The following is a 25,662-nucleotide window of genomic DNA, read 5'->3' as shown; positions in this document are numbered from 1 at the left end:
AGGCGATGAGCGGGCAAAAAGGAAGGAAATCGAAACACAGCACAACTTTATTGGAAAAGCTGCAAACCCGGAGCGCCGTCATCGGGGTGATCGGACTCGGCTACGTCGGCCTGCCGCTGGCGGTGGAAAAGGCCAAAGCCGGGTACCGGGTCATCGGCTTTGACGTCCAGGCGCAGAAGGTGGAGATGGTGAACCGCGGCTACAACTATATCGGGGATGTCGTGGATGACGACCTCCGGGAGATGGCGCGGAGCGGCCGGCTCCGGGCGACGGCCGACTACGCCTTCCTCGGGGAGGCGGATACGGTGGCCATCTGCGTGCCGACGCCGCTGGACGTCTATCAGCAGCCGGACACCAGCTATGTCGAGAACTCGGCGCGGGAAGTCGCCCGCCACTTGCATCCCGGGATGCTGGTCGTGCTGGAAAGCACCACATACCCCGGGACGACCGAGGAATTGATCAAGCCGATTCTGGAATCGACCGGACTGGTGTGCGGGGAGGACTTTTTCCTCGCGTATTCCCCGGAGCGCATCGACCCCGGCAACACTTCGTTCAACACCAAGAACACCCCCAAGGTGGTCGGCGGGGTCACTTCGGCCTGCACGGAAGTCGCGGCGGAACTGTATCGGCAGGTGCTGGATGGAGAGGTGCACCTCGTCTCCAGCCCGGCCGTGGCCGAGATGGAGAAAATTTACGAGAATACGTTCCGGCATATCAATATTGCCCTCGCCAACGAGATGGCGATTCTTTGCGACCGCATGGGTCTTAACGTCTGGGAAGTGATCGATGCCGCGAAGACGAAGCCCTACGGGTTCATGGCGTTTTATCCGGGACCGGGCCTGGGCGGACATTGCATCCCGATCGATCCCTTCTATTTGACTTGGAAAGCCCGGCAGTACAACTATCACACCCGGCTGATCGAGCTGGCGGGCGAGATCAACAACGCGATGCCGGAGTTCGTCGTCCACAAGATCGCGGAAATACTCAATTTAGCCCGCAAGCCCCTGCATGGCTCCACTGTCTATCTGCTTGGCGTGGCGTACAAACGGGACATCGACGATTACCGGGAATCGCCGGTGCTGCAGATGATCCGGCTGTTGGAGGAACGGGGAGCCGAAGTATGGATCAGCGATCCGCATATTCCGTCGTTCCGGTTCCAGGATCGAACGTACGAATGCATCCAGGTCACCGGAGAGGGGCTGGCTGAAGCGGATATCACCGTGATCGCGACGGACCATACCGCTTTCGATTACGAACGGATCGGTCGGCGAAGCCGCTGTCTGCTTGACACACGCAATGCCATGAACCGGTATGCCAAGCCGGAAGCCTACTATTTGCTCTAGCTAACGCGCAAAAAACGCAAGAACGCCAAAAATGTTCATTATACGGGGGCGATAGATCTTGGAAACCTATTATGCGCATCCCACCGCCATTGTGGATGAAGGCGCCCGGGTCGGCGAGGGGACGCGGGTGTGGCATTTCAGCCATGTCTCGGCGGGAGCGGAAATCGGGGAACGCTGCAGCCTGGGCCAGAACGTGTATGTTGCGCCGAATGTATCTATCGGTCGGGGCGTCAAAATCCAGAATAACGTGTCCGTATATGAGGGAGTCGTATTGGAGGATTACGTCTTCTGCGGACCGAGCATGGTTTTCACCAACGTGCGGACGCCCCGTTCGGCATTTCCGCGCAACACGAGCGCGGATTACCGGCCTACCGTGGTCAAGCGCGGGGCGTCGATCGGAGCGAACGCGACGGTAGTGTGCGGCGTGACGATCGGGGAATCCGCTTTTGTGGCGGCCGGGGCCGTGGTCAATCGGGACGTTCCCGCTTACGCCATGGTAGCCGGTGTACCCGCCAGGCGCCTGGGTTGGGTGTGCGAGTGCGGGCTAACCTTGGCTTTCCGCGACCGCAAGGCGGTATGTGCGGAGTGCGGAAGGAAGTATGAACGAAATCAAGAGACGGTCAGTAAAACGGAGGAAGGGTAGAGGGACGATGAGGGAACGAGAAAACAAAGCGGAAAAAGCGATGGGGAAAATCCCCGTCCTTGATATAGGCTGCGAGGTTCGTGAACTGAAGCCGCAGATGATGGATGCGATTGAAAAAGTGCTGGATAGCGGCGCCTTTATTATGGGGGACAACGTCAAAGCCTTTGAACGGGAGGCAGCCGAGTATCTTGGTGCGGCCCATGCGATCGCGTTGAATTCGGGAACCGATGCGCTCGTCATCGCCTTGCTGGCGGCGGGAATCGGCGAGGGCGACGAAGTGGTGACCACGCCGTTCACTTTTTTTGCCACGGCGGAGGCGATCAGCCGTGTCGGAGCGGTTCCGGTGTTCGTCGATGTGGAACCGGACACCTTTAACCTGGACCCCGGCCGCCTGGAAACGGTGTTGACCGCCAAGACAAAAGCGGTGATACCGGTGCATCTGTTCGGCCATGCCGTCGATATGGACCCGCTGCTCGAAATGGCCGCCCGGTACGATCTGAAAGTGATCGAGGACGTGGCTCAGGGATTTGGCGGCGAATACAAGAACCGGAAGCTCGGGACGCTGGGGACCGCGGGATGCTATTCCTTTTTTCCGTCCAAAAACCTCGGCGCTTACGGAGACGGCGGCCTGCTGGTGACGAATGATCCCGATCTTGCCGAACGGGCGGCCATGCTGCGGACTCATGGATCCCGCAAAAAGTATTACAACGAGCTCATCGGCTTCAATTCCCGCCTGGACGAGATCCAAGCGGCGATATTGCGGGTGAAACTGCCGCGGATCGAGGAATGGAATGCGGGGCGGAGGCTGGCCGCGGAGCGGTATCGCGCCTGTCTGAGCGGTCTGGAGGGGGTTACCCTGCCCGAGGAAAAATCATATGCCAAGCACGTCTATCACCAGTACACATTAAGGATCGCGGACGGGAAACGGGATGAACTTCAGGCCGGGCTGGAGGCGGAAGGAATCAGCTCGATCGTGTACTATCCCCTCCCTGTGCATAGGCTCCCGGTGTACGCTCCATCTCTTTGGGATTTGCCCACGGCGGAAGCGTTGGCCGGCGAAGTGCTGTCCATCCCGATTTGGCCGCAGATCGAGGCCGAAACCCAGCTTTGGATCAGCGAAAAAATAAAGCAGTCGCTACGCTGATTTCCCGGGGCCGATCGCTGATGCTGAACCGCTTAAAAAACCTGACGAGGGATCATTTTTTCCGGAACGTCGTTGTCCTGGCCAGCGGGACGATCATCAGCCAACTCCTGATTCTCGCCACCCTGCCTATTATTACGCGCTTATACAATCCCGCGGAATACGGCGTTTATTCCATGTACACCTCGATCATCTCCATCATGCTCATGCTTGTTTCCTTTTCCTACGAGCAGGCCATTACCCTCCCGGAGGAGGACCGGGTCGCCAGCAGTCTGCTGAGCCTGTCCCTGCGCATTTGTGTAGCCATGAGCCTGCTGGGCGGGGTGGGGGTCTATTTTCTGGCCGGTCCGCTGGCGACGTGGGCGCATGAACCCGATATTCGGGAGTTTTTCATCTTTTTTATTCTCAGCCTCTTCTTCGGAGGGTTCTATCAAATTCTAAATGGCTGGTCGATCCGCAAAAAATACTTCCGTCAGCTCTCGCGGACCAAATATACACAGAGCTTCTCCCTGGTGTCTGCTCAGCTGCTGTTCAGCGGCTTGTTCAAGGGGCCGCTCGGCCTGATTCTCGGCGATGTGGCCGGCCGGCTCGGCGGCCTGATTCCGCAGTGGCGGATCTGGCGAAAAGACGTAAAGCAAGACGCCCTGCACACGACCTGGAGTGATATCAAAGAGTCGGCTTACCGGTACCGGCGGTTTCCGATGCTGTCCCTGGCCTCCAATATGCTGAACAGCCTGGGCATCTATCTCCCGACGATCCTGCTGGCCGCCTTTTACGGGCCGCACGTCGCCGGATGGTTTGCCTTGGGGCAGCGGATTCTCGGATCTCCGATGACGTTGATCACGTCTTCCGTCATGAACGTCTACCTGTCCGAATCCTCGCAGTACAGGCTGCATGCCCCCCATAAGCTGTATCCGTTGTTTAAACGGACGGTGCGCAACATTTTCCTGTTCGGTCTGGCGATCGTCCTGGTCATGGTTTTTATCGCCCCGTCCGCCTTTGCTTTCCTGTTCGGGCCGGAGTGGGGGAATTCCGGGCAGATCGTACGTTTGCTGGGCGTCATGTATTTAAGCCAGTTCGTGGCGAACGCGGTCGGGACCACAATCGATGTCATGGAGCGGCAGGACCTCCATTTATACCGGGAAATCGTGCGGGTGATTATCGTGCTGGGCGCGCTGCTCCTGGCCAAGTATACCGGGCAAGGCTCCATGACGGCGGTGCTGTGGTTCAGTCTGGCGTCCACGCTGGGGTACATGCTGCATCTTTGGATGTCTTGGACCGCCGTAAAAAAATACCGGAATCTGCCGGCGGAACCGGAGCCCGGGAATGAAGCCGGGGCGGGAGCCGGACAGGGACAGGAGGAATGACGATGCTGATGCTGCGCTGCCCGCGCTCCCGGCAGCCGGAGCGCGCTTATGCGGCCCGGGTGCTGCTGGAGGAAGTGCTGGGTCTGCCCTTCATCCTGGAATGGGAAGACCGGGAAGACTGGGAGCTTCGCGTAGCCGGAGATTCGGGTCAAGGGGCGGTCCTGCTGCTCTCCGACGTGCTGCTCGGGATGCCGGAGCGAAAATGGCTGAGCCCGGACTCGCTCCCCCGGGAACCGCTCGCCCGGCTGGATATGGAGGAAGTTGGCAGCTTGCCCGTGATTTACGGAGAACTACTCGAAACCGAAGGGGAAAGAGGATCGAGCCATGAAGAAAAGAGAGCCGCGGTCGGACCGGACGCGGAAGGACGGCTCATCCGGGAGGAGGGGGAGGGCACCGTACTCCGCTGCGGGCTGGATTTGTTCGGCAGCAGTTTCTTTATGCTGACGCGCTATGAAGAGATGGTCATTCCCGACCGGGACAGCCATGGCCGGTTCCCGGTCCGGGCTTCGCTGGCTTACCGGGAAGACTTCCTCGACTTCCCGGTCGTCAACGCTTACGCCGAACTGCTGTGGAGCCTGCTGCTGCGGTTATGGCCGCGGCTGGACGGGCTGCGCCGGCGCCGGCAGGTGCGGAAGGTGGTCAGCCACGATGTGGACCACCCTTTCTTTGCCCACCGGCGCCGCGGCCGGTTCAGCCTGATTAAGGAGGCGGCCGCCGACGCGCTAAAGCGCCGGGACTTCGAGGCCGCCTGGAAGAAGGGCAGGCTGCTGCCCTGGGCCGCGGGCGGCGGCGACCGGGTCCGGGAGACGGACCCGTACAACACGTTCCGCTGGCTGATGGAGCAGAGCGAGCGGGCCGGGGTGCGCAGCAGCTTTTATTTCATTCCGGAACAGACCGATCCGCGTTATGACGAGGCGTATACGCTGGAGGATCCGGAAATCGCCGGACTGCTGCGAACCATACATGCGCGGGGACATGAGATCGGCCTGCACCCGGGGTACGGGGCCTATTTGTCCCCGCAGGACATCCGCCGCCAGTTTGCCCTGCTGCGGCAGGGAGCGGAGGTTGCCGGCGTGCGGCAGGACGCCTGGGGGGGACGCCAGCATTTTCTGCGCTGGCGGGCCCCCGATACATGGCAGGCCTGGGAGGAAGCCGGCCTGGACTACGACAGCTCGCTCGGTTACCCCGACTCGCCGGGATTCCGCTGCGGCATCTGCCAGGAATACCCGGTTTTCAACCTGGCAACCCGGCGGATGCTGAAGCTGCGGGAGCGTCCGCTGATCGTCATGGAGCAGACCGTATGGCATCCCGAACATGGGGGAGACCGGTGTGAAGCTCGAGCTTTCGAGCGAATCCGCCGCCTTTACCGGCAATGTGCCCGCTATGGAGGGGACTTCACCCTCCTGTGGCACAACAGCGAGCTGGTGCATCAAGCCGACCGCCGGCTGTACCGAAAGTGCCTGGAGGAATTGAGCTGACGAACGAATCCGGGCCGGGGGGGAAAGGTGTGGAGGCTTGGGCTGGGCTGGATTCAATTGGAATTCGAAGTGGAAGTGGGACTGGAACTGGAGCCGGAGCCGGAGCTAGTGCTGAAGCTGGAGTTGAAGCTGGAGTTGAAGCTGGTGCTGGAGCTGGAGCTGGAGCTGGAGCTGGAGCTGGAGCTGGTGCTAATGCTAATGCTAGTGCTAGTGCTAGTGCTGGCGCAAGTTACCGGGATTTCCTCCCGTTAATTGACTGTTTGCCGGGAAGCAATGGGGGATTAGCTGGAAAACCTCCCGCTATTTCATCCGAACCAGGGGAAATTGGCGGCTGGGGCGCATATTAGATGGAGTTTTTCCAGCTAAATCCGGTCTAAGCGTCCAAAGCGATAAATTACCGGGAACTTTTCCCGTTAATAGGCGGATGGCGATAGCAGGACAGCGATATCAAAAGAGAAGGGGGAGGGCGAACCGATGAAAATCGCCTATCTGATGCATTGGAATGAAGGGCCGGAGAGCGGGGTGTTTAAAAAGGTCACCGCCCAAATGGCCGAATGGATCGCGCTTGGCCATGAAGTTCGGCTGTTTTTGTTTACCCGCCGCTGGAAGGGCGAGGGGCATGGGGGAGGCGAGGCGGTTCCGGCGGACATCCCGCTCGTCATCCAACCTTACGGGAAAGGGCTCAACCGATTCGCCGCTTTCCGGATGCTCCTTACCCGTCTGGAACAATGGGCCCCGGACGCCATATACCATCGGTTCGACCTTTATTACGCCGGGCTTCCCCGTTTGCTTCGGCGCATTCCTTCCATATTGGAAATCAACACGAACGACCTGGCGGAGATGCGCCTCGGAAGCAGGCTCCGCTACCTCTACCACCGGCTGACCCGCGGTCTCGTACTGCGCAGCGCGGGGGGCTTTGTCTTTGTCAGCGCGGAGATCGGAGAGGAGCCTCATTTTAAAAAATACGGACAACCCAGGGAGGTGATCGGCAACGGGTTTGCGCTGAGCAATGCGACCCCATCGCCTCCGCCGCCTTCGGTCCGGGTCCGGCTGATCTTTATCGGCACACCGGGCCAGCCTTGGCACGGCGTGGACGAGATCGCTGCCTTGGCCCGGCTTCGGCCGGATTGGCACTTCGATATGGTCGGGCTACAGCCGGAGGATATGGTGGGCGGCTCGGCACCGCGCAATATGGAGTTCCACGGCAGGCTGTCCCGGCTGGACTATGAGCCGCTGCTGCGCCAGGCCGATGTAGCCGTCGGCTCTCTGGCCCTGTACCGGAATCGCATGAACGAGGCCTCGCCTTTGAAAGTCCGGGAGTATCTGGCCTATGGACTGCCGGTTATTATCGGATACAGGGATACGGATTTCCCAAAGGGAGCTTCCTTTATTCTGGAGCTGGCGAATGAGGCGGGGAGTACCGCGAAGGGGCTGCAGGACATCGAAAACTTTGTGCGCACCTGGAAGGGCCGCCGCGTTCCCGCCGGTGAAGTGATGCATTTGGATACGGCCGTGAAGGAGGCTGCCCGGGTTCGCTTTATGGAGCGGATCGCGAGGAAAGGCGGCGACAAGCCTTGAATCTGCAGCTGATTCTGATCGCGCTCCTGCTGCTTAGCGCGGGGGTGTTTTTGGTCCAATGCATCACCCAAGCGGGGATGAACATCGACGCGGCCTACGTGATCGGATTTTGCACCTATTTCGACATGTTCGGTTTTTTCTATAAAAAAATGCTGCCGGGGAACGCGCTGTTTCTGCTGATTGCGGTTCCGCTCATTCCGGCGCTCCTCGCCTGGTTCGGCAAAAGCCGCGCGCCCCGCGCGCTGCTTCGGGATCCCGGAATCGGGTTGTGGGGGGCGGTCTTTCTGCTGTCGACGGTAAGCCTGACCTGGGCCCCGCCCGATTCGGGAGGCCTGACGAAAATAGCGGTTCTCTTCATTCACGCGGCAATTCCGGGAATCTATGCCTACATCCTTTATAGGAAATACGCGAAATTCTCCTGGACGATATTCGCTCTTTTCGGCCTGGCTTTTGCGGCGGCGCACTTGGCGTTCGGCGAGTATTCGCCGGAGTATCCCGGCCGTTTGTCTCTTCCGGGCAGCAATCCGATCTTCAACGCCCGGATGTCCCTCATCACGATTACCGTTTGCCTGTGGGCGCCGGGAATCCCCCGGATCATTCGGTTGGCGGGCATCGTCGCGGCGGCGGCCTCGGCTTTAGCCACGGAGTCCCGCGGACCGGTCGCCGCGTTCGCCATCGCCAATGCGTTGATATTGGCGATGGTGCTCTACAGGAAATGGCGGCGCGGCGAGTTCCGGCACTTGGCCCGCTACGCGGCGATCGTGCCGGTACTGCTTATAGGGACGGGGTTAGCCGCCGCCAATTACTCCGCTGAGTTGGAAGAGTGGGCCCACGGGAGCCGCCTGTCCATCTTTATGAATCTCGGCGAATTGGTGGGAGACGCCAATTTTCTTGGAAGGATGGAGCTGCAGCGGCAGGCGCTGGAACAGTGGACCGAGCAGCCCTTTATAGGAGGCGGAGTGGGCAGCCTCTCGCCGCCGGCCGTTCGCGATCACCCGCATAATGTGGTGCTGGAAATCGCCGGGGAGCAGGGGGTGGCCGGACTTTTGGTCTGGTCCTTCGCGTTTCTGTATGCGCTTTGGATGGCACGCCGTCAATCCGTGCTGCTCGTCCTTCTCCTGCAGACCCTCGGAACCGCCATGATGAGCGGCGACTTCGGCTTTAATTTCGAGTATGTCATGTTTGCGTTTCTCGCCTTGGCGCTGGCTCCGGCCGGAAGGCCGGTACCCGTGTCGGATTCGGGTCTTGGATGCGTTAAGGAGACGGAGGCTTGGGCGTATTCGTCGGAGGTGGCTGTGGCGAGGGCTTCCGAACCGCTCCCGGATGTCCTGGACCCGCCTCGACCCGTTTCATTCCGGGCGGAGTACGAAGCTTCGCCTTTTATTCCAGAATCAAGGAGATGCTCGAGGAAAATGCGAAAAATGATGTTTCTTTTGACCGGTCTCAATTATGCCGGCGCCGAAACGCAAGTCGTTCAGCTGTGCAGGGGCTTCCGGGAGCGGGGCTGTCAAATCGAGGTCGTCAGTATGCTTGAGCCGGTGGCTTATTTGGAGGAGCTGGGGGCGATGGGAATCCCGGTTCATTCCCTTGGGATGAAAAAAGGAGTTCCGGATCCTCGCGCCATCTTTCGCCTGCGCCGGCTTGTCGCCAAGCTCCGGCCGGATATCGTCCACAGCCACTTGGTACACGCGAACCTCCTGGCCAGAGTCACCCGTCTGTTTGTACGGATGCCCCGGCTGATCTGCACAGCGCACAACCGGAATGAGGGCGGGCGGCTGCGCGAACTTCTGTACCGGCTGACCGATCCGCTGTGCGATCTGACCACGAATGTCAGCCGGGACGCGGTCGACCGCTACATCGAGCGCCGCGTTGTCCCGGCGCGAAAAATCCGCTACGTGCCGAACGGGATCGACACGGCGCAGTTCCGGCGGCGGACGGAGCGGCAACGTGCCGAGCTCCGCAGCCGTCTTGCCCGCGAGCTTGGCGTGAGCGAAGAAGCGTTCCTTTGGCTGGCCGCCGGGCGCCTCGCTCCGGAAAAGGATTACCGCACGATGCTGAACGCTTTCGCTCTGGCCATTGCCGCCCCGTCTGCGACGGCCGCAAATGCGACTGCCGGAGGTACGAGCGCCGGAGATGTGACTGTCGGAGGTACGACTGCCGATGATGTGACTGCCGGAGGTGCGACTGCTGCGGAAGCGAATGCCGGTGGTGCAATTGCTGTAGATGCGACTGCTGCGGAAGCGACAGCCGGAGATGCGAATGCCGGTGGTGCAATCGCCGCAGAAGCGCCCGCCGCAAATGCGGCGCAGTGCGCGCCCGCTTCCCCGGCGCTGCTCATCGCAGGCATCGGAACCGAGCGGGCGGAGCTGGAGGAGCTGTGCCGCTCGCTCGGCATCGAGCGGCAGGTGCATTTTCTCGGGATGCGGCGCGACATTCCCGAGCTGATGGCGGCGGCTGACGGCTACGTTATGTCCTCCCTGTGGGAGGGCATGCCGATCGTCCTGCTGGAAGCCGCCGCAAGCGCCCTCCCGATCGTCGCCACGGATGTCGGCGGCAATCGGGAGGTGGTCCGGGACGGCGAGAGCGGCTGGCTCGCCGCCCCGGACGATCCCCGCCAGCTGTGCGAACGCATGCTGGCGCTGACGGCGCTGACGCCCCTCGCCCGCAGGGAGATGGGCGAGCGCGGCCGCCGCTACGTGGAGGAGCACTTCGAGCTGGAGGTGGTCCTCGACCAATGGGCGGACATCTACGAGCAGCCAGGACGTGGCCACGGCCGCGGCCGGCTTGAATCGCCCCCGGCGGCCGCCGCGGAGGAGGCCTGATAGGGGGCTGGGGTGTTGCATTTAAAATTCCTGCAAATCTGCAGGAATTTTTTTCATTCAGCGGCCCGAAATCGGAAATTCCTGCAAAAATACATCAATTTCCGCCTCCAGGTCCCGAAACGCGCCGCTGCGCCAAAAAAAAGATGCAGATTTGCAGGAATTTGCGGATGGAGGCAGCCACTGCCCGAAAAAAGATGCAGATTTGCAGGAATTTGCGGATGGAGGCAGCCACTGCCCGAAAAAAGATGCAGATTTGCAGGTTTTTGCATCTCCTCGTTCCCGTTCACTCACAAATGCAGCATGGCGCCCGGGATCATGGCGTATTTCACGACATGTTTGCCGCCCCGGCCCGTTATCGGAGTGAGCCGTCCTTTGCGGCAGAGCGACTCGAGATGCCGGATGGCGGTGCGGTGGTTTAAGCTCAAGCGGGCCGTAACGTCGCAGGGGCGTACGGGCCTCGCAAGGAGGCAGGTCAGCCGGAGAATTTCCCGCTCCGCCACATGTTCAAGCCGGTCCGGCGCTGCCGAATCGGCAAGAAACCGCCCCAACAATAACCGGAGCAGGGTTATGAAGAGCTCCGGGCGCTGGGCGACGTCGTCATATGCAAACGAAACGACTTGATACCCCATCGCGGTAAGGAAGGTTTCCCGGTTCAGCTCGTTGCAGTATTTTTGACGGTCCATATCGCGCACGTGCGGTCCAAAACCCTTGATTTCAAAGATCAGTTTAAGCGCCGGCGTCATATAAGCAAAGTCGCAGTAGTAGGAAAGTCCGCGCCAATCCAGCACTTCAAACTCCGGATGCAGCCCGGAAAAGTCCCCTTGAACCGGCCACCAGACATTACGGCAAAACAGCTTCTCGGCCTCCCGGTGGCCGCGTGCCAGGCGGCCTTTGCGTTCCCCCTTTCTTTTCCGCAGGTGTGCTTTGATAAATGCGTCATGCGCTTCCTCAAAATGATCCATCCGTTCATCCTCCTCCTTTAAAATAAAAAAACGCCCCGGTCCATTCGTTTGGGAATGAACCGGGACGTGCTTCGTCTCTAAGGTTATTATACCGTCCGTTGGCGCGGAGAGCTAGCTTGGAATTTGCGGGGGTTCCCGTTTTGTCAATCAGAGGCTGGAAACTTTCATTGGAGCAGCTCCTTCTCTCATTGGAGAGTTCTTACCTTCATTGGAGCAGCTCCTTCGCGAGCTTTTCCCAGGCCGGGGCATCGGGCACCCAGTAATAGAGCTCGTTCTTAACGAGCGGGTCCCATGCTTTGCCGCTTTGGCCGGGAAGTTGGGCATACCGGAATTGGTCCTCTTTCAGATCTTTGGCTAGCCAGGCCAAGCTGATCAGGTCGGCGTCGCGCAAATTGGTGTCGAGTACGTCCTCGCGGACTTGTTCGATCAAGGAGGGAAGATTCTTCAGATTTTTCGGTTGAATGACGCTGCGGATGATTTCCTTCAATACCATGGCCTGATTGGCTTGTCTGCCGGAATCGCCGCCGGGAAGCGACTTGCGCTCACGGACCAGGTCCAAAGCTTCGGCACCGCTTAAATGATTCTTCCCGGCGGGCAAGGTCATATAGGCATAGGTTAGTTTGACGGGGGCATCCAGGTGAACATCCAGTCCGCCCAAGGTGTCGATAAAATGCTCGAAGCCTTCAAAATCGGTTTTGATGTAGTAGTTGATCGTGCAGGAGCAGAGGTTGCTGACGGCTTGAACGGCGGATTTTGTGCCGGAGCGGGTGTCGCCGTGAAGTTCGCCCAGCGCGTGGGCGTGGTTGATCTTGGTGTAGCCGATACCGGAAAGGGGAACGCGGGTATCGCGCGGGATCGAGACCAGGTTGACGAGCGGTTGTTCGGGATCGACATGCGCCAGCATGATGACATCGGTACGGGAAGCTTCCCGGTCACGGGCATCCGTGCCGAGAATCAAAATATTGAAGCCGGCAGGCTGCGGCCGTTGGGACGATCCTTTTGCCGATGTTCCGGGGCCGTGGAAACCGGCAGAACCGAGGTTACCGGCAGAACCGGCGTTACCGGCAGATCCGACGCTCCCGGCGGGTCCGATGCTACCTGGTGCGATGCTCCCGGTGGACCCGATGCTCCCGGCAGATCCGCTGCCACCGGTAGATCCGCCGCTATCGACCTTTGCAGCGACACCGGCACCTGCCTTCGCCGTCAAAGGTCCCGCCGCCGATCCATTCCCGGCTGCATCGGCCCCAGCCGTGTCCGGCGTCGCCAGCACGGGGATCTCCGTCTGGCGGAAGTGCCGGGAAGGCTCAAGCTTCCCGTACGCATAAAGGCCGGCCCCCAGCATAAGGAGCAGGAGCGCCGCCCCCCAAACCATCGCTTTTGTTCGGATACTCATCCCGGCGCAAGATCCCCCTCTATGAATCGCGTTTATTTCGGCGGTCGAAGTAGATGGCGCCGAGCCACTGGCTCGCCGCAAACAGCAGGACCATCCCGAGAACCAGCAAAAATCGCGGATCTCCCTTCCTTAACAGGAGTTGGAGAAGAAACAGGGCGGCCGCGATTTCGGTCCACATGAGTCCCCGCTTGCGAAGCGCCTTGAAATCGTAGGAGCCCGTTTTCATTTTTCGTAAATTGATCCAGGCCACGACTACCAATATGACCAAGAAAATCAACGAGCCGATCAGGTCTTCTTTTGTAAAGGGGCCCATTCTAGTCATCCTCGCTTTAAGTGGAGTGAGTTGTGCATGTATGTATGCATTGTAGCTTATGGCGTATGGGCCCGCAAACCGGAGCTTGGACAGCGCCGGAGTATCGCGGCAGATTAAGGTCGGTTTCCTTAAGAACACAAGTAATCCATAGGTATGCAGTTATTTTTTAAAAAATGCCTATAAAAGCGCCGAGCGTATTTTTTGATCCATCCACCTCCAAAAAAATGCAAATCTGCAGGCATTCAGGCCGATTAACGGGGGGGATGCGAAAAAAGATGCAAATCTGCAGGCATTTCTAGCGATTTTAGAGAAACGAGCCGATCTCGCCGAAAATTCCTGCAGAATCGCAGGAATTTCGAAATTTTCGTTCCGAACAAGAAAAATACATGCAGATTTGCATTCGATGTTATCAAGCTATCAAGGTTTTCTGACGGGATACGAATCGACTTTGTCAAGGACATTTCGGACAGAAGATACTTTAAAAATTAGATACCATCATTTTAAGAAAAGGCTGACAAAGGAATGATGGGAATGGTCGTGCAAAAGTTTTTCAAATTGGTGGAGATTCAGACGAAGGCGGCCAGCATGATCCCGCTTTTGTTGGGGACGGTATATGCGCTGTTTCGGTTTCACGAGTTTCAGGCTTGGCATTTCGTGCTCATGCTGGTCTCGCTGCTGAGTTTTGATATGGCGACAACGGCCATTAATAATTATTACGATTACAAAAAAGCCGCCAAAAAAGACGGATACGGCTATGAGATCCATAATGCCATCGTCAGGTATCATATGAACCCCGGCGCCGTGGTTGCGGTCATCGTCACCCTGCTGCTCATCGCGGTCTTGGCCGGGATCGCCCTGTTTTTCAAAACGGGACTGCTCGTTTTGCTGCTCGGCGGGCTGTCCTTTGCCGTCGGCATTTTGTATTCGTTCGGGCCCATCCCGATTTCCCGGATGCCGCTCGGTGAAATTTTTTCCGGGCTGTTTATGGGCTTTGTCATCATCTTCATTTCGGCTTATATCCATGCGGGGGAGAAGCTGGCTTCCCTGACGCTTCAAGGGGGCACGGTTCTGCTTCAGGTTCATCTCGCGGAGGTGCTGTGGATTTTTCTGGTGTCCATTCCGGCGGTTTTGGGCATCGCCAACATTATGCTGGCGAACAACATCTGCGATCTGGAGGAAGATTTGGAGAACAAACGGTACACGCTGCCGGTTTACATCGGACGGACCCACGCCCTGCGGTTGTTCCGGGTTCTTTATTACGCGGCTTACGCCGATTTGATCGTACTGTGGTTCCTGCGGGTGCCCTTGCTGCTCCTTGTCCTTGCCGCACTCACTTTAATTCCGGTACGTCAAAATACCCGCAAGTTCATCGCGGAACCGACCAAGCAATTCACGTTCGCGCTTTCGGTCCGGAATTTCATTCTGACGAACGCGGCCCGCATCGCCGTTTTGGGGTTGGCTGTGGTGTTTACGATCCGGTAAGCGGGGCCCGCCTCACGGGTCCCGGTCTTAGCCGGAGAAATTCCGGCGGGCAGGACCTGCCCGTGTATAGCGACAGACTGGCGAAATTCGGCGGCTAATCGGCTTTTGTAGTACAATGGAGCTTGAAGAATGAACAGTGACGAGGCGTTACAGCATTAAAGGAGATGGCTGAGATGAAGTGGAATGACGATAGTACAGCGGGAAAAAGCGGTGAAAGCTGGAGCGGAAACGCAAACGGAAACGCAAACGCAAACGAACAAGGAAGTCGTAAAAAGACCACCTTCGGAATTCTGGGCGGAGGCTGGCGAGCCGAGTTTTATTTACGTATTGCGAAAGCGCTTCCCGATGAGTTCGAAGTCGGCGAAATTTGGGTGAGGGATGAGGCGAAGGCCCGGGACTTGGAAGCCCGCTGGGGCGTAAAGGCGACGGCAGATCTCGAGGGTTTTCTGGGCCGCCGGGCCTTTTCTTTCGCGGTGCTGTCGCTCACCCGCAATGTGGCGGCCGCTTACATCGAGCGGCTGGTGAAGCTGGGCATCCCCGTGCTGACGGAGACGCCGCCCGCCGAAAGCCTGGAGGGCCTGCTTCGGCTTTATGACCGGGTCGGGCCGTCGGGCCGGGTGCAGGTGGCCGAGCAGTTCATCCGCCAGCCGATGCATGCCGCGCGGCTGGCGGTAGCCCGCTCCGGGCTGCTCGGCGGCGTGTCCCATGTCCAGGTGTCCGCCGGACATGGATACCACGGGATCAGCCTCATCCGGCATCTGCTCGGGATCGGCTTCGAAGACGCCGAAATCCGCGGAGAGCAGATCGTGAGCCCGCTGATCCAAGGGCCGAACCGCCATGGCCTGCCGCCGCAAGAGGTCCTGACGGATTCCCGTCAGGACCTGGCGCTGCTGCGTTTTGGCGGCCGGACCGCCCTGTACGATTTCACCTACGACCAGTATTTTTCTCGGATTCGGGGCCATCGGGTCCTCATCCGGGGCCATCGCGGTGAAATCGATGGGCGGGAGGTCCGGTTTCTCCGCGATTACCGGACCCCGGTGGCCCTGGAACTGCGCCGGGTTGACGCCGGGCAGGACGGGACGTTGGAGGGTTATTACCATGAAGGCGTCCTTTGCGGTTCGGACTGGGTGTACCGGAATCCGTTCCCCGGGGCGCGCCTCAGCGACGAAGAGATCGCGATGGCCGTTTGTCTCCGGAACATGGCCGATTACGCGCACGGGGGGCCATCCTTCTACAGTCTGGCTGAGGCTTCGCAGGATCAGTATCTGAGCCTGCTGATGGCCGAGGCGATCCAAACGGGACGCACCGTCGTCTCCGTGCGGCAGCCATGGGCGGCTACATAGGGCTGTGACGCTGGGAAGTCCGGTACAAGGCTCTGCCTCTGGACGCCCTTTCGGTATCCCAGCGGAAGGTGAACGCCGCCGCGGCCAGGAACAGGGCGGCGAAGCCGGTGAGCATCGCCAAGGCGGTCCACAGCTCGCCGGAGAAGCGCCCGTCCGTTACGGCAAGGTTCAGGGCCTTGACGAAATAGTGAAAAGGCTGCGCCTGCGCCGCGGTTTTGACCCAAACCGGAGCGTTATGCAGGCTGTAGAAAGCTTCGCTGGCAAACAGCATCGGAAAGCTGATCAGATTGGAGATCATGTTGACATTGCTTTCGTCCCGCGACAAATTGGCGGCGAAGAAACCGATCGCCGTAAAGCAGATGCTTCCCAGAAACAGCGCCAGCAGGATCCCGGCCAGCCCCGCCAGACTAAGGCTGACGCCGAACAGAAGGACGGCGGTCACGAGGATGCAGACGCTGACGGTCAGGGCGAGCACCGTCCGTGCTCCCGTCATCGCCGCGATGAAGGCCGCGGTGGAGAACGGCGTCGCCCGGAGCAGCTTGTAGACGCCGCGGTTGCGCTGGGCCATCACGTTAAAGGCGGTGACCATCGTCGCGCCGAACAGCACGTTCATGGCGAGCACCCCGGCGAGCAGCCGCTCCGCGTAGCCGGGATCGTCAAAATACAGCCCCAGCCCGCACAGCATGGCGACGGGAAACAGAATCGTCCAGAACAAAGTATGAGCATCGCGCACGATTCCAAGCAGCATCGTTTTAAAAATGGTAAACATGGGGTGTCCTCCTTTTATTCGCCGGATAACCGGATATATAATTCCTCCAAATCGCCCGCCTGATATTGTTTAAGCAGGCGATCCGGCATGCCCTCGGCGATGATGGCCCCGCCGCAGATCATGATGACCCGCGTCGCCAGCTTGTGCACCTCTTCCATGTCGTGCGAAGTGAACACGACGGAGGTGCCTGCCTTGGCCAGCGAAGTGACCAGCTCGCGGACTTCGCGGCGCGCCCGCGGATCAAGGGCGGCGGTCGGTTCGTCGAGGAACAGAAGCTGGGGCTCATGCGCCATCGCGATCGCGATGGCCAGGCGCTTCTGCTGCCCGCCCGAGAGCCGCTCCGCCGGGGTTTTGCCGGCGTCCTGGAGCCCGCAGCGCGTCAGCAAATCGTTGATCTGCCGCCGCGAAAGCCGGACGCCGTAGAAGGCGGCGAACATCGCCATGTTCTCCCGGGCGGTGAAGCCGGAGAAGAACGGCGTGGATTGAAGCTGCACGCCGATATGTTGGCGGGGCTCCGCGCACCAGTAGCGCACCGAGCCTTCGTCCGGGCGGCGAAGCCCCAGCAGTAAATCCAGGGTGGTGGACTTGCCCGCGCCGTTCGGCCCGATCATGGCCAGTACTTCCCCCCGGCGAATTTCCAGGCTGAGCCCGTTGACGGCTTGCTTTTGCCCATAGCGCTTTTTTAATTGGTTTGCTTCGATAAACAGAGACATGCTTGAAGTTCCTCCTCTTTGACCAATGTGTTATATCCAATGTTGGTTATAAGGGTAAAAAAGAGGCAACACCTGTCCAGGCGCTGCTTTTCTTTTTCCTATGACTCCTCCACGAGCGCAATGATCCGCTTAAGATAATCGATATCGAGCTCAAGCAGAGCCATTGCGTTGTCGAAGGCCGCTTCGGTGAAGCCGTTCAGCACGCCGTACGCCCCCTTGACTTCCCGCCCGACCCGCCACATTTCCAGCGTTTCCTCCAACTGCTGCAAATTTTGCCGCAAAAGAGGAATCGATTCTTCCTTGGGGACGGTGGTCACCCAACTGAGCGCCAAAGAAAAATCGCTCTTTACAGAGTGCGGGGTGATCGTCAGCGACTCGCGGACCATCCGCTGGAACATCGCTTCGCCCGTTTCGGTGATGGCGTAGATCTTCCGCAGCCGCGCTCCGGTGCGTTCCTCGGCCTCCGTCCGGATCAGGCCCTCCTGCTCCATTTTGTTCAATGCGTAATAGATCGAACCGGACAGCAGGTTAGCCCAAGTGTCCACCCGGCTCGTCTGGATCATTTGTTGAATCTCGTACCCGTGCATCGGACGTTCGCGAAGCAGGGCCAGTATAATCAGATTGGTCACGGGGATCTCCTTTTGCGGATGTAGAGTAATTTCTGGCACATATCCAACATTGGTTATTTTAGCTTTATTATAAAAATGGCATGGGAGGATGTCAATGGGAGATCTTGCTCCTGTTGGACCTTGATCTCGCCGCAGCATAAAAGGGCCTCCCGCCAAAAAAGCGGGAGACCGGAAAGTTTAGGGCCTTTTTCGACACTAGCGTTGCATTAACCGAAGGGTCTAGTGCCCGTAACCGCCTCCCTTTGAAGCCGGGCGGGTGGATAAGGGCTTTTTGAGGCACTATTTTGTCGAATTCGTCCCTTAGGTGAGAAATAGCGGTCTTTTGAGGCCTTATTTTAGGAAAAGGCGGGCCGAAACCTGATTTTGGGACCCGTATCAGTGAAATAACGCCCTTTTTCGCCGCTATTCTTCCCGAAAACGCAAATCGGGGCGAAATAACGGCCCAAAAGACCGTTATTCCGGTCAATTTCCGCGATACTCTTTGCTTTGGAGAAACCGCCTGGCTGTGCGTTAGTACCGTTTTTTCTTGGGAGCGACCATCACGCCTGCGCCGATAACGATCAGAGCGATCGCCAGTACGGGTTGTCCGAAAATCATCCGGTTGTACAGCGTGCCGAACGAAAATACGGCGAAAAACAGCAGGGACAGGACGGCCAGAATATTAATCGGGATCAGCAGGTATTTGTTCCGGTTGCCGAACCAATAGAACTCAAACAGGCCGACGGCGGGAGCGAGGATAAACCCGGGCCATAGATATTGCCAGCTGTCGAACAGGGTGGCGACTTGGCAGACCAGGCCGACCGTAAACAGAATGCCTCCGGGGATCAATAATCCGGTCGCTCTCCGGTTCGTCATGGAGAAATACAACCAGTGGAAGAACAGCCCTAACGGGATAATGAAGAGGGTGGCCCAAAATGTCCCGAACAATGTGCCCGTGCTGATCGCCTCCTTGCGGAAGAAGAACAGATAGAAACCGAGCAGGATCAGCACGGGGCCGAGCCAGGTGGTCTTTTTACTCATCAAAGTCAATCGCTCCTTTATACTTGATTCATCTTGTCACAGCATACTACAAAAATGGTAAGCCATCTTCGGTCTCTGGGGAAGTAAAATCCTGGACCTAAGTCCAGTTCATCCCGGGTCCGACGCGCCCTTTGATATGATGTATAATGAAATAGTGATATTTTTAACACACTTAAAAAAGAGGAGCGTGTAAGAACCGGTGGACCTATGGACAACCTTTAGAAAAGCATCCCGGTTTCAGGTCATCCCGGTGATGCTGGTACCCGTGTTTTTGGGCGCGTTGGGGGCCTTTATGCGGAAAGGCGTGTTTCACCCGATGCTGTTTATATTGACGTTGATCGGTGCGGGGGCGGCCCATTTGTTCTCGAACATGATCAACGATTTATGGGATTACCGCAACGGAGCGGATGTGACAGCGAAAGAAACGCCGGAAGTCATTACGACCAACTCGGGCTTTCTGTCCGGCGGGCTCATGTCGGAAAGAACCTTTGCGGGGATTACCTGGCTTTTGCTCGGAGTCGCGGTGCTGTGCGGCGTTGTTCTCAGTGTTTACAGCGGCTGGCCCGTTCTGTTGTTTGGGGGGCTCGGCGGCCTGATCGCCTATTTCTATGTGGCTCCGCCGATCCGGTTCGGATACCGTGGAAAGGGGCTCAGCGAAGTCGCGATTCTGCTGTCCTTCGGCGTCCTTCCGGTCATGGGGGCCTATTATGTGCAGACGGGGGAGTTGTCGCTATCCGCGGCGCTGCTCTCGATGCCGGTCGGGTTGTTGACGACGCTGGTGCTGTTCAACCATCATTTCCTGCATTGGCAGGCGGACCGGCAGGCCGGCAAAAATACGCTCGTCGTCGTTTGGGGCGAACAGCGGGCGCTTCATTTTTCCAAGGCGCTGCTGTTTTTGGCCTACGGGTTTTTGATCCTCTGCGTCATCGGCGGAGTGGTGCCGGTTTATGCCTTGCTGGCGCTCTTTACCGCCATTCCGTTGTACCGGGTTTACGGGCGGCTGAAGGAACATAACCCTTCCGCGGCTTACCTCCCGCTCATGGGCGCATCCCTGAAGGCCTCGATCCGCTGCGGTCTGATCATGATGGCGGCGCTGCTGGTGCAGGGGCTGATTCAACTGGGATAGGGGTTAGAGCTTTATCGTCATCTTCATCATCGTAAAAAGTCATTTTAAAAAGCGAGGCGAAGCAGAATGGAACAGCAAAAAGTGTTCGGCGATTTTCATACAATTCTGAATGAAGGACAAGTTTGGAAGATCGGCGGTTTTCCTCTGCCTGACGGATCCTTCTGGGAATACCGGGAACCGGAGGCTGTGGTCATTGTGCGTAACGGAATGCTGTATGTACGGGCGCCGCTGAGCCGGCAGCATCATCAGGTGCAGATTTTGGACAATGCGAAGCATATGTACTATTCCGTGGAGGAGGTCGTTGTGCCGGAGGCGGGGGAGGTCAGCTTCGAGCTGCAAATTCGTGCCCGGACCCAAAATACAGTCCCCGGCGATCTGTACGACGGCTATGTCTCGCTGAACCTGCTCGATTTTACGACGGGCGCCGCGCTCGACTTCTTCGCGGGCAACGATAAATATGCCAGCGTGTATGCGGTGCTTCCTTTTCCAGGCGTACAGGTGCCGGCCAGCGACAAAACCAAATATTTCTGCGTGTTCAAAGAGGATACGGACTTTAAAGCCCGGGAATTCAATACCTACAAAATCACCTATAACCGCGGCACGGATGAAGCCGTATTCTGCCTGAACGGGACGGAGATCCGCCGTGAGAGCGGGATTCCGATCAAGTTCAACCGCTTCACCATCGCGCTCGGCATCATGACCGAGAAGGATCTCACGCCCGAAGGCAGCGTTTCCGTGCACGGCCAAACGGTCATCGCCGAATGGTCGCCGGTCACGGTAACGATCAAGGAATAGGGAGCGGCAGGCATCCAAATCGCATTTAGCCCACGGCAATCAAGGTGCTTAGCACACTTTCCAAACTTTCCAACCCTTCCAACTCAAAAAGATGCAAATCTGCAGGAATTTTGACCGATTCACGAGCGAATGCTCAAAAAGATGCAAATCTGCAGGAATTTCTAGCGCTTTTAGAGAAACGAGCCGGTTTCTTCGAAAATTCCTGCAGAATTGCAGGGATTTTTAAATTTTTGTTCCAAAGCAGAAAAAAACATGCAGATATGCAGGAATTTTATGTTATCAAGGTTGCCTGTTGGGACATTAGCGGAAGGTTCTCCCGTTGATTGGTTAATTCAAGGACATTACAACCGCCGACCACCGCCTTCCCGTCGACTGACGGAATAAAAAAGCTCCCCCTTTCAAATGCTAGGATCAGGCTAAGCGACTGGCCTGCTTCAGCTACGACTGACTTCGGGAGGGCATGCACATGGCAAACAAAGGCGAGAAGTACAATCGGCGGGTGGGCAACGGCAGCAGCAACGCCCAGAACGCCACGACCGGTAATGGCGGAGAAGGAAGGTCCGGACGGCTCAGCCAGATCAAAAATCATTCCTCGACCGGGGGAAGTACGCCGGACGAATTTATTTCGGGACGGGACAGCTATGATCATACCTAAGGATTGACAAGAAGCCGCCTCCTCCGCATCACGCGGGGAAGACGGCTTTCCTGTTTTTGGGTAAAAGCGTTATTTTTGCGTGCCGTGCTGTTTGGTCGGCAGTTGGCCCGCCGGATTGCCTTTGCCGCGCTTGCGGTTACGGGCGTCTTTCTCCTGCTTGTCGTGGACCTTCTCCACGAATTCATGCAAGTTCTCCACGCTGGTGTTCCCCCTTCGCAAGGATCAAAATAAGTGCTCCCTGCGTTATAATGCCACAAACCAGCGGGTTTCATCCGTTAGCCTCGGTCAGGGTCCGGCGTTTGGCGTGCCCCGGCGCATCAGCGGCCGGAACCGCCGGGCGCAGCGCTCGACTCCGCGGCCGCGGCCGAGTCTTCGCCGTGCCAAAGGCGGCGGAAGCTGTCGCTCACGGCGAGCAGCTGCGAGGCCGTGCCCTCGGCTTCAATCGTGCCGTCCTTCAGCACGATGATATGGTCCGCGTGCGAGAGCGCGGCCTTGCGGTGCGACACGACGAGGCAGGTCGCCTCGCCTCGGTCGCGGAAGAGCCGCTCCCACAGCTGCCGTTCGGTTTCGACGTCGAGCGCGCTCGACAAGTCGTCGAACACGTACAGCTGTGCGTCGCGCACGAGCATCCGCGCGGCCGCGGTCCGCTGGACCTGGCCGCCGGAGAGCTTGACGCCGCGCGGCCCGACCATCGTGTCGAGGCCGTCCGCCAGCTGCGCCACGTCGTCTTCCATGACGGCGGCGTGAAGCGCCTGCGCCAGGCTGTCCCCGGTTTCGGGCAGCCCGAGCAGGATGTTGGCGCGCAGCTTATCGCTGTACAGGCGCGGAATCTGCGCCGTGTAGGCGCTCTGCGGCGGCACGAAGAAATCGGCCGGTGCCTCCACCGGACGGCCGTTCCAGCGGATCTCGCCGGACTCCGCCGGCAGGAGGCCGAGCAGCGCCCGCAGCAGCGTCGTTTTGCCGGAGCCGATCATGCCGGTGATCACGGTGAACGATCCGCGCTCAAGCCGCAGATCGATGGCTTCGATCCCCCGGCCCGTCTCCGGATAGCGGTAGGTGAGCCCGCGGACTTCCAGCACCCGTAAAGGCTCCGCCTGTGCCGGTGTCGCCGCATTGCCGTCTCCGGCGAACTGGCCGCCGCTGCCCTCGTGGGCCTCATCCTCGACAAGCCGCCGCTTCCCGATCCCGATATACGCCGGCAGGGTCAAGACCCGGGCGGAAGCCCCCTGAAGCATCGTTTTCATGCGGCCGAAGCTGATGGCCATCTGCTTGTAGAACGTCATAAAATTGCCGACGTTGGAAATTAATTGGGTAACGAAAGTCAGATAATACACGAACAGGGACAGATCCCCCACCGAGAACGTACCGCTGCGCATCTTGTAGCCGGCGAGCACCAAAATCAGGCCGGTGCCCAGGTTCACGGAATTCGTAAAGACGGAAGACAGCGCCTCGGTCATCAGCTTGTCTTTGACCATCGTCCGCCGCCGTTCGTCGCTCAGCGTTTCGAACCGGCGCACGATTCGCGCCTCGGCCCCGGCGACCTGGATCGCCTGGACGTTCGAGAACATCTCGCTGATCGAGCTCGTCACCTTGGCCGTGGCCGCGCGGCTGGCCGCCCGGTATTTCTGGATGCGCGCCGTCGCCACCTGCGCCGCCGTGACGACCAGAATCAACGGGACGAACACGAAGAACGTCATCTGCGCGTCGATGGAGATCAAAATATAGCTGGAGACGATGACGAAGCCGACCAGGCCGAGCGTATCGACGGACCAGCTCACCGCTTCTTCGGTCTGGTCGACGTCATCCCGGAAATTGCTGATCCCTTCTCCGGGTGAGAACGGGATCGCTTTGGCGCCGGGCTGTTGCAGCACGTGAGCCAGCATATTCCGGCGCAGCAGGGCGCTGATGCGGAAGCGGAAGCTGGCGTCGGTCCACATGCCCGCGGCGATCAGCGCCACGCGCGCCAGCGCGGCTCCCACGAGCAGGGCGGCGATTCCCCAAACGCCGTAAGGGAAATTGTAACTCCCTTCAAGATCATCGAAGAAAGCCTTCGTGATCAGGCCGGGAAGCAAGGGAGCCATATGAATGACGGTCCAGGCCAGCAGATTGGCCAGATAGTAAACCGGGCGATAGGCGAGCAGCCTCCAAAAAAAATGCCGCGTATTCATGCCAGCACCTCCTCAAGTCCGACGGCCAGCATCCGGCTGAACCGGGAATCGGGGTCGGCGGCCAATCGTTCGCGCGGGCCGTGTTCGATAATCCGCCCGCGTTCCAGGATCACGATCTCGTCGGCGCGCTGCACTGTCGCCAGCCGGTGGGCGATCATGATGCACGTCCGCTCTTCGAGCAGACGGCTGATCGCCGCCTCGATCCGGTGTTCGGTCAGCGGGTCGAGACGGGACGAAGCCTCGTCCAGAATGACAAGCCCCGGATCGCTGAGGAAGACCCTGGCGAAAGCGAGCAGTTGGGCCTCGCCCGCCGACAGGCTCCCTCCGCCGGAGGAGAGGACCGTGTCCAGGCCGTCCGGCAGCGAGCGGAACCACTCCTCAAGACCGATCTCCTTCAGCACGGCGAGAATGTCCTCATCTTGAATCCGTTCGTCGAACAGGGAAAGGTTGTCGCGGACGGTCCCCTCCATAATCTCGATGTTCTGCGTCACCATCGCGACCCCGCCGCGCAGCTCATGCAGCTTGCAGCGGCGGATATCGACGCCCGACAGCTCGATGGCTCCCTCCTGCGGATCGTAAAAGCGCAGAAGCAGCCGGGCGAGCGTCGACTTGCCGCTGCCGGTGCGCCCGAGCAAGCCGAGGGTCCGCCCCGGCTTGAGCGTGAAATCCAGTCCGTGCAGGGTAGGCTCCCCGTCTTCCTCGTAGGCGAAGGTCAAACGGTCGAAACGCACGGACAGCGGGCCGGCCGGCAGCGGAGCCCCCGGGCCGTCGGAAATCCGCGGCTTCGTGGCGAGCAGCTCGCGGACGCGGATCAGGCTGGCGTCGGCTTTTTGCAAATCCTCCAATTGGCTGCGGATTTTCTCGATCGGTTTGGCCAGCAGCTCCGTATAGTAGAACACCAGATAAATGGAACCGAGCGTCAGCTCGCCGCGTTTCCATAGCCAGGCGCAGACGACGAAAGCCGCCGCGTTCCCGAGCGCGAACACCACGATCGTGGTGCTCCACATCATGCCGAAGCCGAGGAACGCCCGGATCCGGACGGGAAGCATGCGCCGCGACAGCTCGTAGAAACGGTTCAGGACGTAGCCGGCGGCGCCGTTGGCCCGGGTATCCTCGGTGCCTTCCAGATGCTCGCCGATGAAGCCGTACAGCTCCGCGTTCTGAGCCCGCCATTTTTTCCAGACGGGGACGTTGATCTTGCGGATCCATTGCAGGACGAAGCCCGCTCCGATCACGAACAAGGTCATAACGACGCCGATCCAGATATTTTCCCGGAAGAGCAGGAGAAGAATGCCGAGCATGAGAATCAAGTTGCCGAGAAGATGAATGATAAAGCTGGAAAAAAAGTTGGCGAGCGAGTTTACGTCCCCGTCCACCCGTTCGATCAGCGTCCCCGACGTATGTTTCTTGTGAAAGGACATGTCGAGCGAGAGGCAATGCCGCACCAGATCGGCCCGCAGCAGATTGGTCGTTGTCCAGCCGAGGTTCTCGCTGTAATAGGCGGCCCAGACGGAGACGAGCTGCTGCACCAGCGAGAAGCCGATAAAGACCGCCGCCGCGTAATACAGCGCTTTCAGACTGCCTTCGCCTTGGGCCGTATCGATAAAATAGCGGATGATTTGCGGATTTACCAGCTGCAGGACGATGGACGCCGTAAGAAGTACGGCAAGGGCCCCAAGCAGCTTCCGCTGGGGAAAAACATACTTTTCGAGCATTTCCCGGTAATGGGCGAGGGAACGCCTCCTTCGCTTGCGGGTTCCGTCAAGTTTCTCGATCTGTTCCGACAAATCGTCCACTCCTTCCCAGTGTTGGTTCCTATGTATGGTTATACTGAAAGGCACTTTATAACATTTCCCGATATCTCCAATTTATTGTAATTCAAAACATATGTTCGCACAATAGATTCTATGACCTGCGTCCCC

General features: G+C 58.8%; 23 protein-coding genes. 13 read left to right on the top strand and 10 right to left on the bottom strand.

Features of this window, described 5'->3' with window-relative positions:
* Positions 1–5 precede the first annotated feature (5 nt).
* From LBW89_RS10060 to LBW89_RS10025, 8 genes are all read left to right on the top strand, one after another.
* On the top strand, positions 6–1,343 hold the full coding sequence (locus LBW89_RS10060; protein WP_148453278.1) for a nucleotide sugar dehydrogenase: 1,338 nt from the start codon (positions 6–8) through the stop codon (positions 1,341–1,343).
* A 58-nt stretch (positions 1,344–1,401) separates the two neighbouring features.
* On the top strand, positions 1,402–1,986 hold the full coding sequence (locus tag LBW89_RS10055) for an acyltransferase (protein WP_148453275.1): 585 nt from the start codon (positions 1,402–1,404) through the stop codon (positions 1,984–1,986).
* A gap of 7 nt (positions 1,987–1,993) precedes the next feature.
* On the top strand, positions 1,994–3,130 hold the full coding sequence (locus LBW89_RS10050; RefSeq protein ID WP_225039081.1) for a DegT/DnrJ/EryC1/StrS family aminotransferase: 1,137 nt from the start codon (positions 1,994–1,996) through the stop codon (positions 3,128–3,130).
* 20 nt (positions 3,131–3,150) lie between these two features.
* Positions 3,151–4,494 (top strand): lipopolysaccharide biosynthesis protein, encoded by a 1,344-nt coding sequence (locus LBW89_RS10045; RefSeq protein WP_148453272.1) that lies wholly within the window; start codon positions 3,151–3,153, stop codon positions 4,492–4,494.
* A 2-nt stretch (positions 4,495–4,496) separates the two neighbouring features.
* On the top strand, positions 4,497–5,972 hold the full coding sequence (locus tag LBW89_RS10040; RefSeq protein ID WP_148453270.1) for a polysaccharide deacetylase family protein: 1,476 nt from the start codon (positions 4,497–4,499) through the stop codon (positions 5,970–5,972).
* Positions 5,973–5,999: 27 nt separating this feature from the next.
* Entirely contained in the window at positions 6,000–6,224 is a 225-nt protein-coding gene (locus LBW89_RS10035) for a hypothetical protein (protein WP_170287099.1), read from the top strand.
* Positions 6,225–6,446: 222 nt separating this feature from the next.
* Positions 6,447–7,550, top strand: coding sequence for a glycosyltransferase (locus LBW89_RS10030; RefSeq protein ID WP_148453267.1), 1,104 nt, complete (start codon positions 6,447–6,449; stop codon positions 7,548–7,550).
* On the top strand, positions 7,547–10,372 hold the full coding sequence (locus LBW89_RS10025) for a glycosyltransferase (RefSeq protein ID WP_148453264.1): 2,826 nt from the start codon (positions 7,547–7,549) through the stop codon (positions 10,370–10,372). The genes LBW89_RS10030 and LBW89_RS10025 overlap by 4 nt, the downstream gene beginning before the upstream one ends.
* 287 nt (positions 10,373–10,659) lie before the next feature.
* On the opposite strand, the gene LBW89_RS10020 is transcribed toward LBW89_RS10025, so the two are convergent.
* The 3 genes from LBW89_RS10020 to LBW89_RS10010 form a co-directional block, all read right to left on the bottom strand.
* The gene (locus LBW89_RS10020) at positions 10,660–11,334 is read right to left on the bottom strand and encodes a hypothetical protein (protein WP_148453261.1); all 675 of its coding nucleotides are present in this window, start codon (positions 11,332–11,334) and stop codon (positions 10,660–10,662) included.
* A 205-nt stretch (positions 11,335–11,539) separates the two neighbouring features.
* Entirely contained in the window at positions 11,540–12,727 is a 1,188-nt protein-coding gene (locus LBW89_RS10015; protein ID WP_148453259.1) for an LCP family protein, read from the bottom strand.
* Between the two features lie 19 nt (positions 12,728–12,746).
* Entirely contained in the window at positions 12,747–13,040 is a 294-nt protein-coding gene (locus LBW89_RS10010) for a hypothetical protein (protein WP_148453256.1), read from the bottom strand.
* A gap of 531 nt (positions 13,041–13,571) precedes the next feature.
* Between LBW89_RS10010 and LBW89_RS10005 the strand changes: the two genes are divergently transcribed.
* Positions 13,572–14,522 (top strand): 1,4-dihydroxy-2-naphthoate polyprenyltransferase, encoded by a 951-nt coding sequence (locus tag LBW89_RS10005; protein WP_148454494.1) that lies wholly within the window; start codon positions 13,572–13,574, stop codon positions 14,520–14,522.
* Between the two features lie 173 nt (positions 14,523–14,695).
* Entirely contained in the window at positions 14,696–15,865 is a 1,170-nt protein-coding gene (locus tag LBW89_RS10000; protein ID WP_148453253.1) for a Gfo/Idh/MocA family protein, read from the top strand.
* Here the strand turns inward: LBW89_RS10000 and LBW89_RS09995 are convergent.
* From LBW89_RS09995 to LBW89_RS09980, 4 genes are all read right to left on the bottom strand, one after another.
* Positions 15,858–16,634: an ABC transporter permease gene (locus LBW89_RS09995; protein ID WP_148453250.1), complete on the bottom strand. Its 777-nt coding sequence runs from the start codon at positions 16,632–16,634 to the stop codon at positions 15,858–15,860. The genes LBW89_RS10000 and LBW89_RS09995 overlap by 8 nt on opposite strands.
* 14 nt (positions 16,635–16,648) lie before the next feature.
* Positions 16,649–17,347 carry an ABC transporter ATP-binding protein gene (locus LBW89_RS09990; protein WP_148453247.1) on the bottom strand — a complete coding sequence of 233 codons (699 nt, stop codon included), beginning with the start codon at positions 17,345–17,347 and terminating at the stop codon, positions 16,649–16,651.
* 98 nt (positions 17,348–17,445) lie between these two features.
* Positions 17,446–17,976 (bottom strand): PadR family transcriptional regulator, encoded by a 531-nt coding sequence (locus tag LBW89_RS09985; RefSeq protein WP_148453245.1) that lies wholly within the window; start codon positions 17,974–17,976, stop codon positions 17,446–17,448.
* A gap of 510 nt (positions 17,977–18,486) precedes the next feature.
* Entirely contained in the window at positions 18,487–18,996 is a 510-nt protein-coding gene (locus LBW89_RS09980; RefSeq protein ID WP_148453242.1) for a hypothetical protein, read from the bottom strand.
* A 199-nt stretch (positions 18,997–19,195) separates the two neighbouring features.
* On the opposite strand from LBW89_RS09980, the gene LBW89_RS09975 reads away from it, so the two are divergent.
* The 3 genes from LBW89_RS09975 (at position 19,196) to LBW89_RS09965 (ending at position 21,572) form a co-directional block, all read left to right on the top strand.
* The gene (locus LBW89_RS09975) at positions 19,196–20,122 is read left to right on the top strand and encodes a prenyltransferase (protein ID WP_225039080.1); all 927 of its coding nucleotides are present in this window, start codon (positions 19,196–19,198) and stop codon (positions 20,120–20,122) included.
* A 66-nt stretch (positions 20,123–20,188) separates the two neighbouring features.
* Positions 20,189–20,917 (top strand): DUF6081 family protein, encoded by a 729-nt coding sequence (locus LBW89_RS09970; protein WP_225039079.1) that lies wholly within the window; start codon positions 20,189–20,191, stop codon positions 20,915–20,917.
* Positions 20,918–21,383: 466 nt separating this feature from the next.
* Positions 21,384–21,572, top strand: coding sequence for a hypothetical protein (locus tag LBW89_RS09965; RefSeq protein ID WP_148453233.1), 189 nt, complete (start codon positions 21,384–21,386; stop codon positions 21,570–21,572).
* Positions 21,573–21,641: 69 nt separating this feature from the next.
* On the opposite strand, the gene LBW89_RS09960 is transcribed toward LBW89_RS09965, so the two are convergent.
* From LBW89_RS09960 to LBW89_RS09950, 3 genes are all read right to left on the bottom strand, one after another.
* Entirely contained in the window at positions 21,642–21,770 is a 129-nt protein-coding gene (locus LBW89_RS09960) for a DUF4023 family protein (protein ID WP_148453229.1), read from the bottom strand.
* A 119-nt stretch (positions 21,771–21,889) separates the two neighbouring features.
* Complete coding sequence (locus tag LBW89_RS09955; protein ID WP_225039078.1) at positions 21,890–23,740, bottom strand: ABC transporter ATP-binding protein; 1,851 nt, start codon at positions 23,738–23,740, stop codon at positions 21,890–21,892.
* Positions 23,737–25,455 (bottom strand): ABC transporter ATP-binding protein, encoded by a 1,719-nt coding sequence (locus tag LBW89_RS09950; protein ID WP_148454492.1) that lies wholly within the window; start codon positions 25,453–25,455, stop codon positions 23,737–23,739. Before LBW89_RS09950 ends, LBW89_RS09955 begins: the two co-directional genes overlap by 4 nt.
* Positions 25,456–25,662: the final 207 nt, after the last annotated feature.

Origin of the sequence: Paenibacillus sp. alder61 (assembly GCF_020179875.1) — a bacterium.
GTDB lineage: Bacteria > Bacillota > Bacilli > Paenibacillales > Paenibacillaceae > Fontibacillus > Fontibacillus faecis.
This window is presented reverse-complemented; position numbering and strand designations above follow the sequence as displayed.

Excerpts from the sequence above, each read along its gene's own strand:
- LBW89_RS10005 (WP_148454494.1), top strand. The coding sequence starts at position 13,572 with ATGGTCGTGCAAAAGTTTTTCAAATTGGTGGAGATTCAGACGAAGGCG.
- LBW89_RS10050 (WP_225039081.1), top strand. The coding sequence starts at position 1,994 with ATGAGGGAACGAGAAAACAAAGCGGAAAAAGCGATGGGGAAAATCCCC.
- LBW89_RS09965 (WP_148453233.1), top strand. The coding sequence starts at position 21,384 with ATGGCAAACAAAGGCGAGAAGTACAATCGGCGGGTGGGCAACGGCAGC.
- LBW89_RS10030 (WP_148453267.1), top strand. The coding sequence starts at position 6,447 with ATGAAAATCGCCTATCTGATGCATTGGAATGAAGGGCCGGAGAGCGGG.
- LBW89_RS10040 (WP_148453270.1), top strand. The coding sequence starts at position 4,497 with ATGCTGATGCTGCGCTGCCCGCGCTCCCGGCAGCCGGAGCGCGCTTAT.
- LBW89_RS10020 (WP_148453261.1), bottom strand. The coding sequence starts at position 11,334 with ATGGATCATTTTGAGGAAGCGCATGACGCATTTATCAAAGCACACCTG.
- LBW89_RS10060 (WP_148453278.1), top strand. The coding sequence starts at position 6 with ATGAGCGGGCAAAAAGGAAGGAAATCGAAACACAGCACAACTTTATTG.
- LBW89_RS10010 (WP_148453256.1), bottom strand. The coding sequence starts at position 13,040 with ATGGGCCCCTTTACAAAAGAAGACCTGATCGGCTCGTTGATTTTCTTG.
- LBW89_RS09970 (WP_225039079.1), top strand. The coding sequence starts at position 20,189 with ATGGAACAGCAAAAAGTGTTCGGCGATTTTCATACAATTCTGAATGAA.
- LBW89_RS10045 (WP_148453272.1), top strand. The coding sequence starts at position 3,151 with ATGCTGAACCGCTTAAAAAACCTGACGAGGGATCATTTTTTCCGGAAC.
- LBW89_RS09995 (WP_148453250.1), bottom strand. The coding sequence starts at position 16,634 with ATGTTTACCATTTTTAAAACGATGCTGCTTGGAATCGTGCGCGATGCT.
- LBW89_RS09980 (WP_148453242.1), bottom strand. The coding sequence starts at position 18,996 with ATGAGTAAAAAGACCACCTGGCTCGGCCCCGTGCTGATCCTGCTCGGT.
- LBW89_RS09950 (WP_148454492.1), bottom strand. The coding sequence starts at position 25,455 with ATGCTCGAAAAGTATGTTTTTCCCCAGCGGAAGCTGCTTGGGGCCCTT.
- LBW89_RS10015 (WP_148453259.1), bottom strand. The coding sequence starts at position 12,727 with ATGAGTATCCGAACAAAAGCGATGGTTTGGGGGGCGGCGCTCCTGCTC.
- LBW89_RS10000 (WP_148453253.1), top strand. The coding sequence starts at position 14,696 with ATGAAGTGGAATGACGATAGTACAGCGGGAAAAAGCGGTGAAAGCTGG.
- LBW89_RS09990 (WP_148453247.1), bottom strand. The coding sequence starts at position 17,347 with ATGTCTCTGTTTATCGAAGCAAACCAATTAAAAAAGCGCTATGGGCAA.
- LBW89_RS09955 (WP_225039078.1), bottom strand. The coding sequence starts at position 23,740 with ATGAATACGCGGCATTTTTTTTGGAGGCTGCTCGCCTATCGCCCGGTT.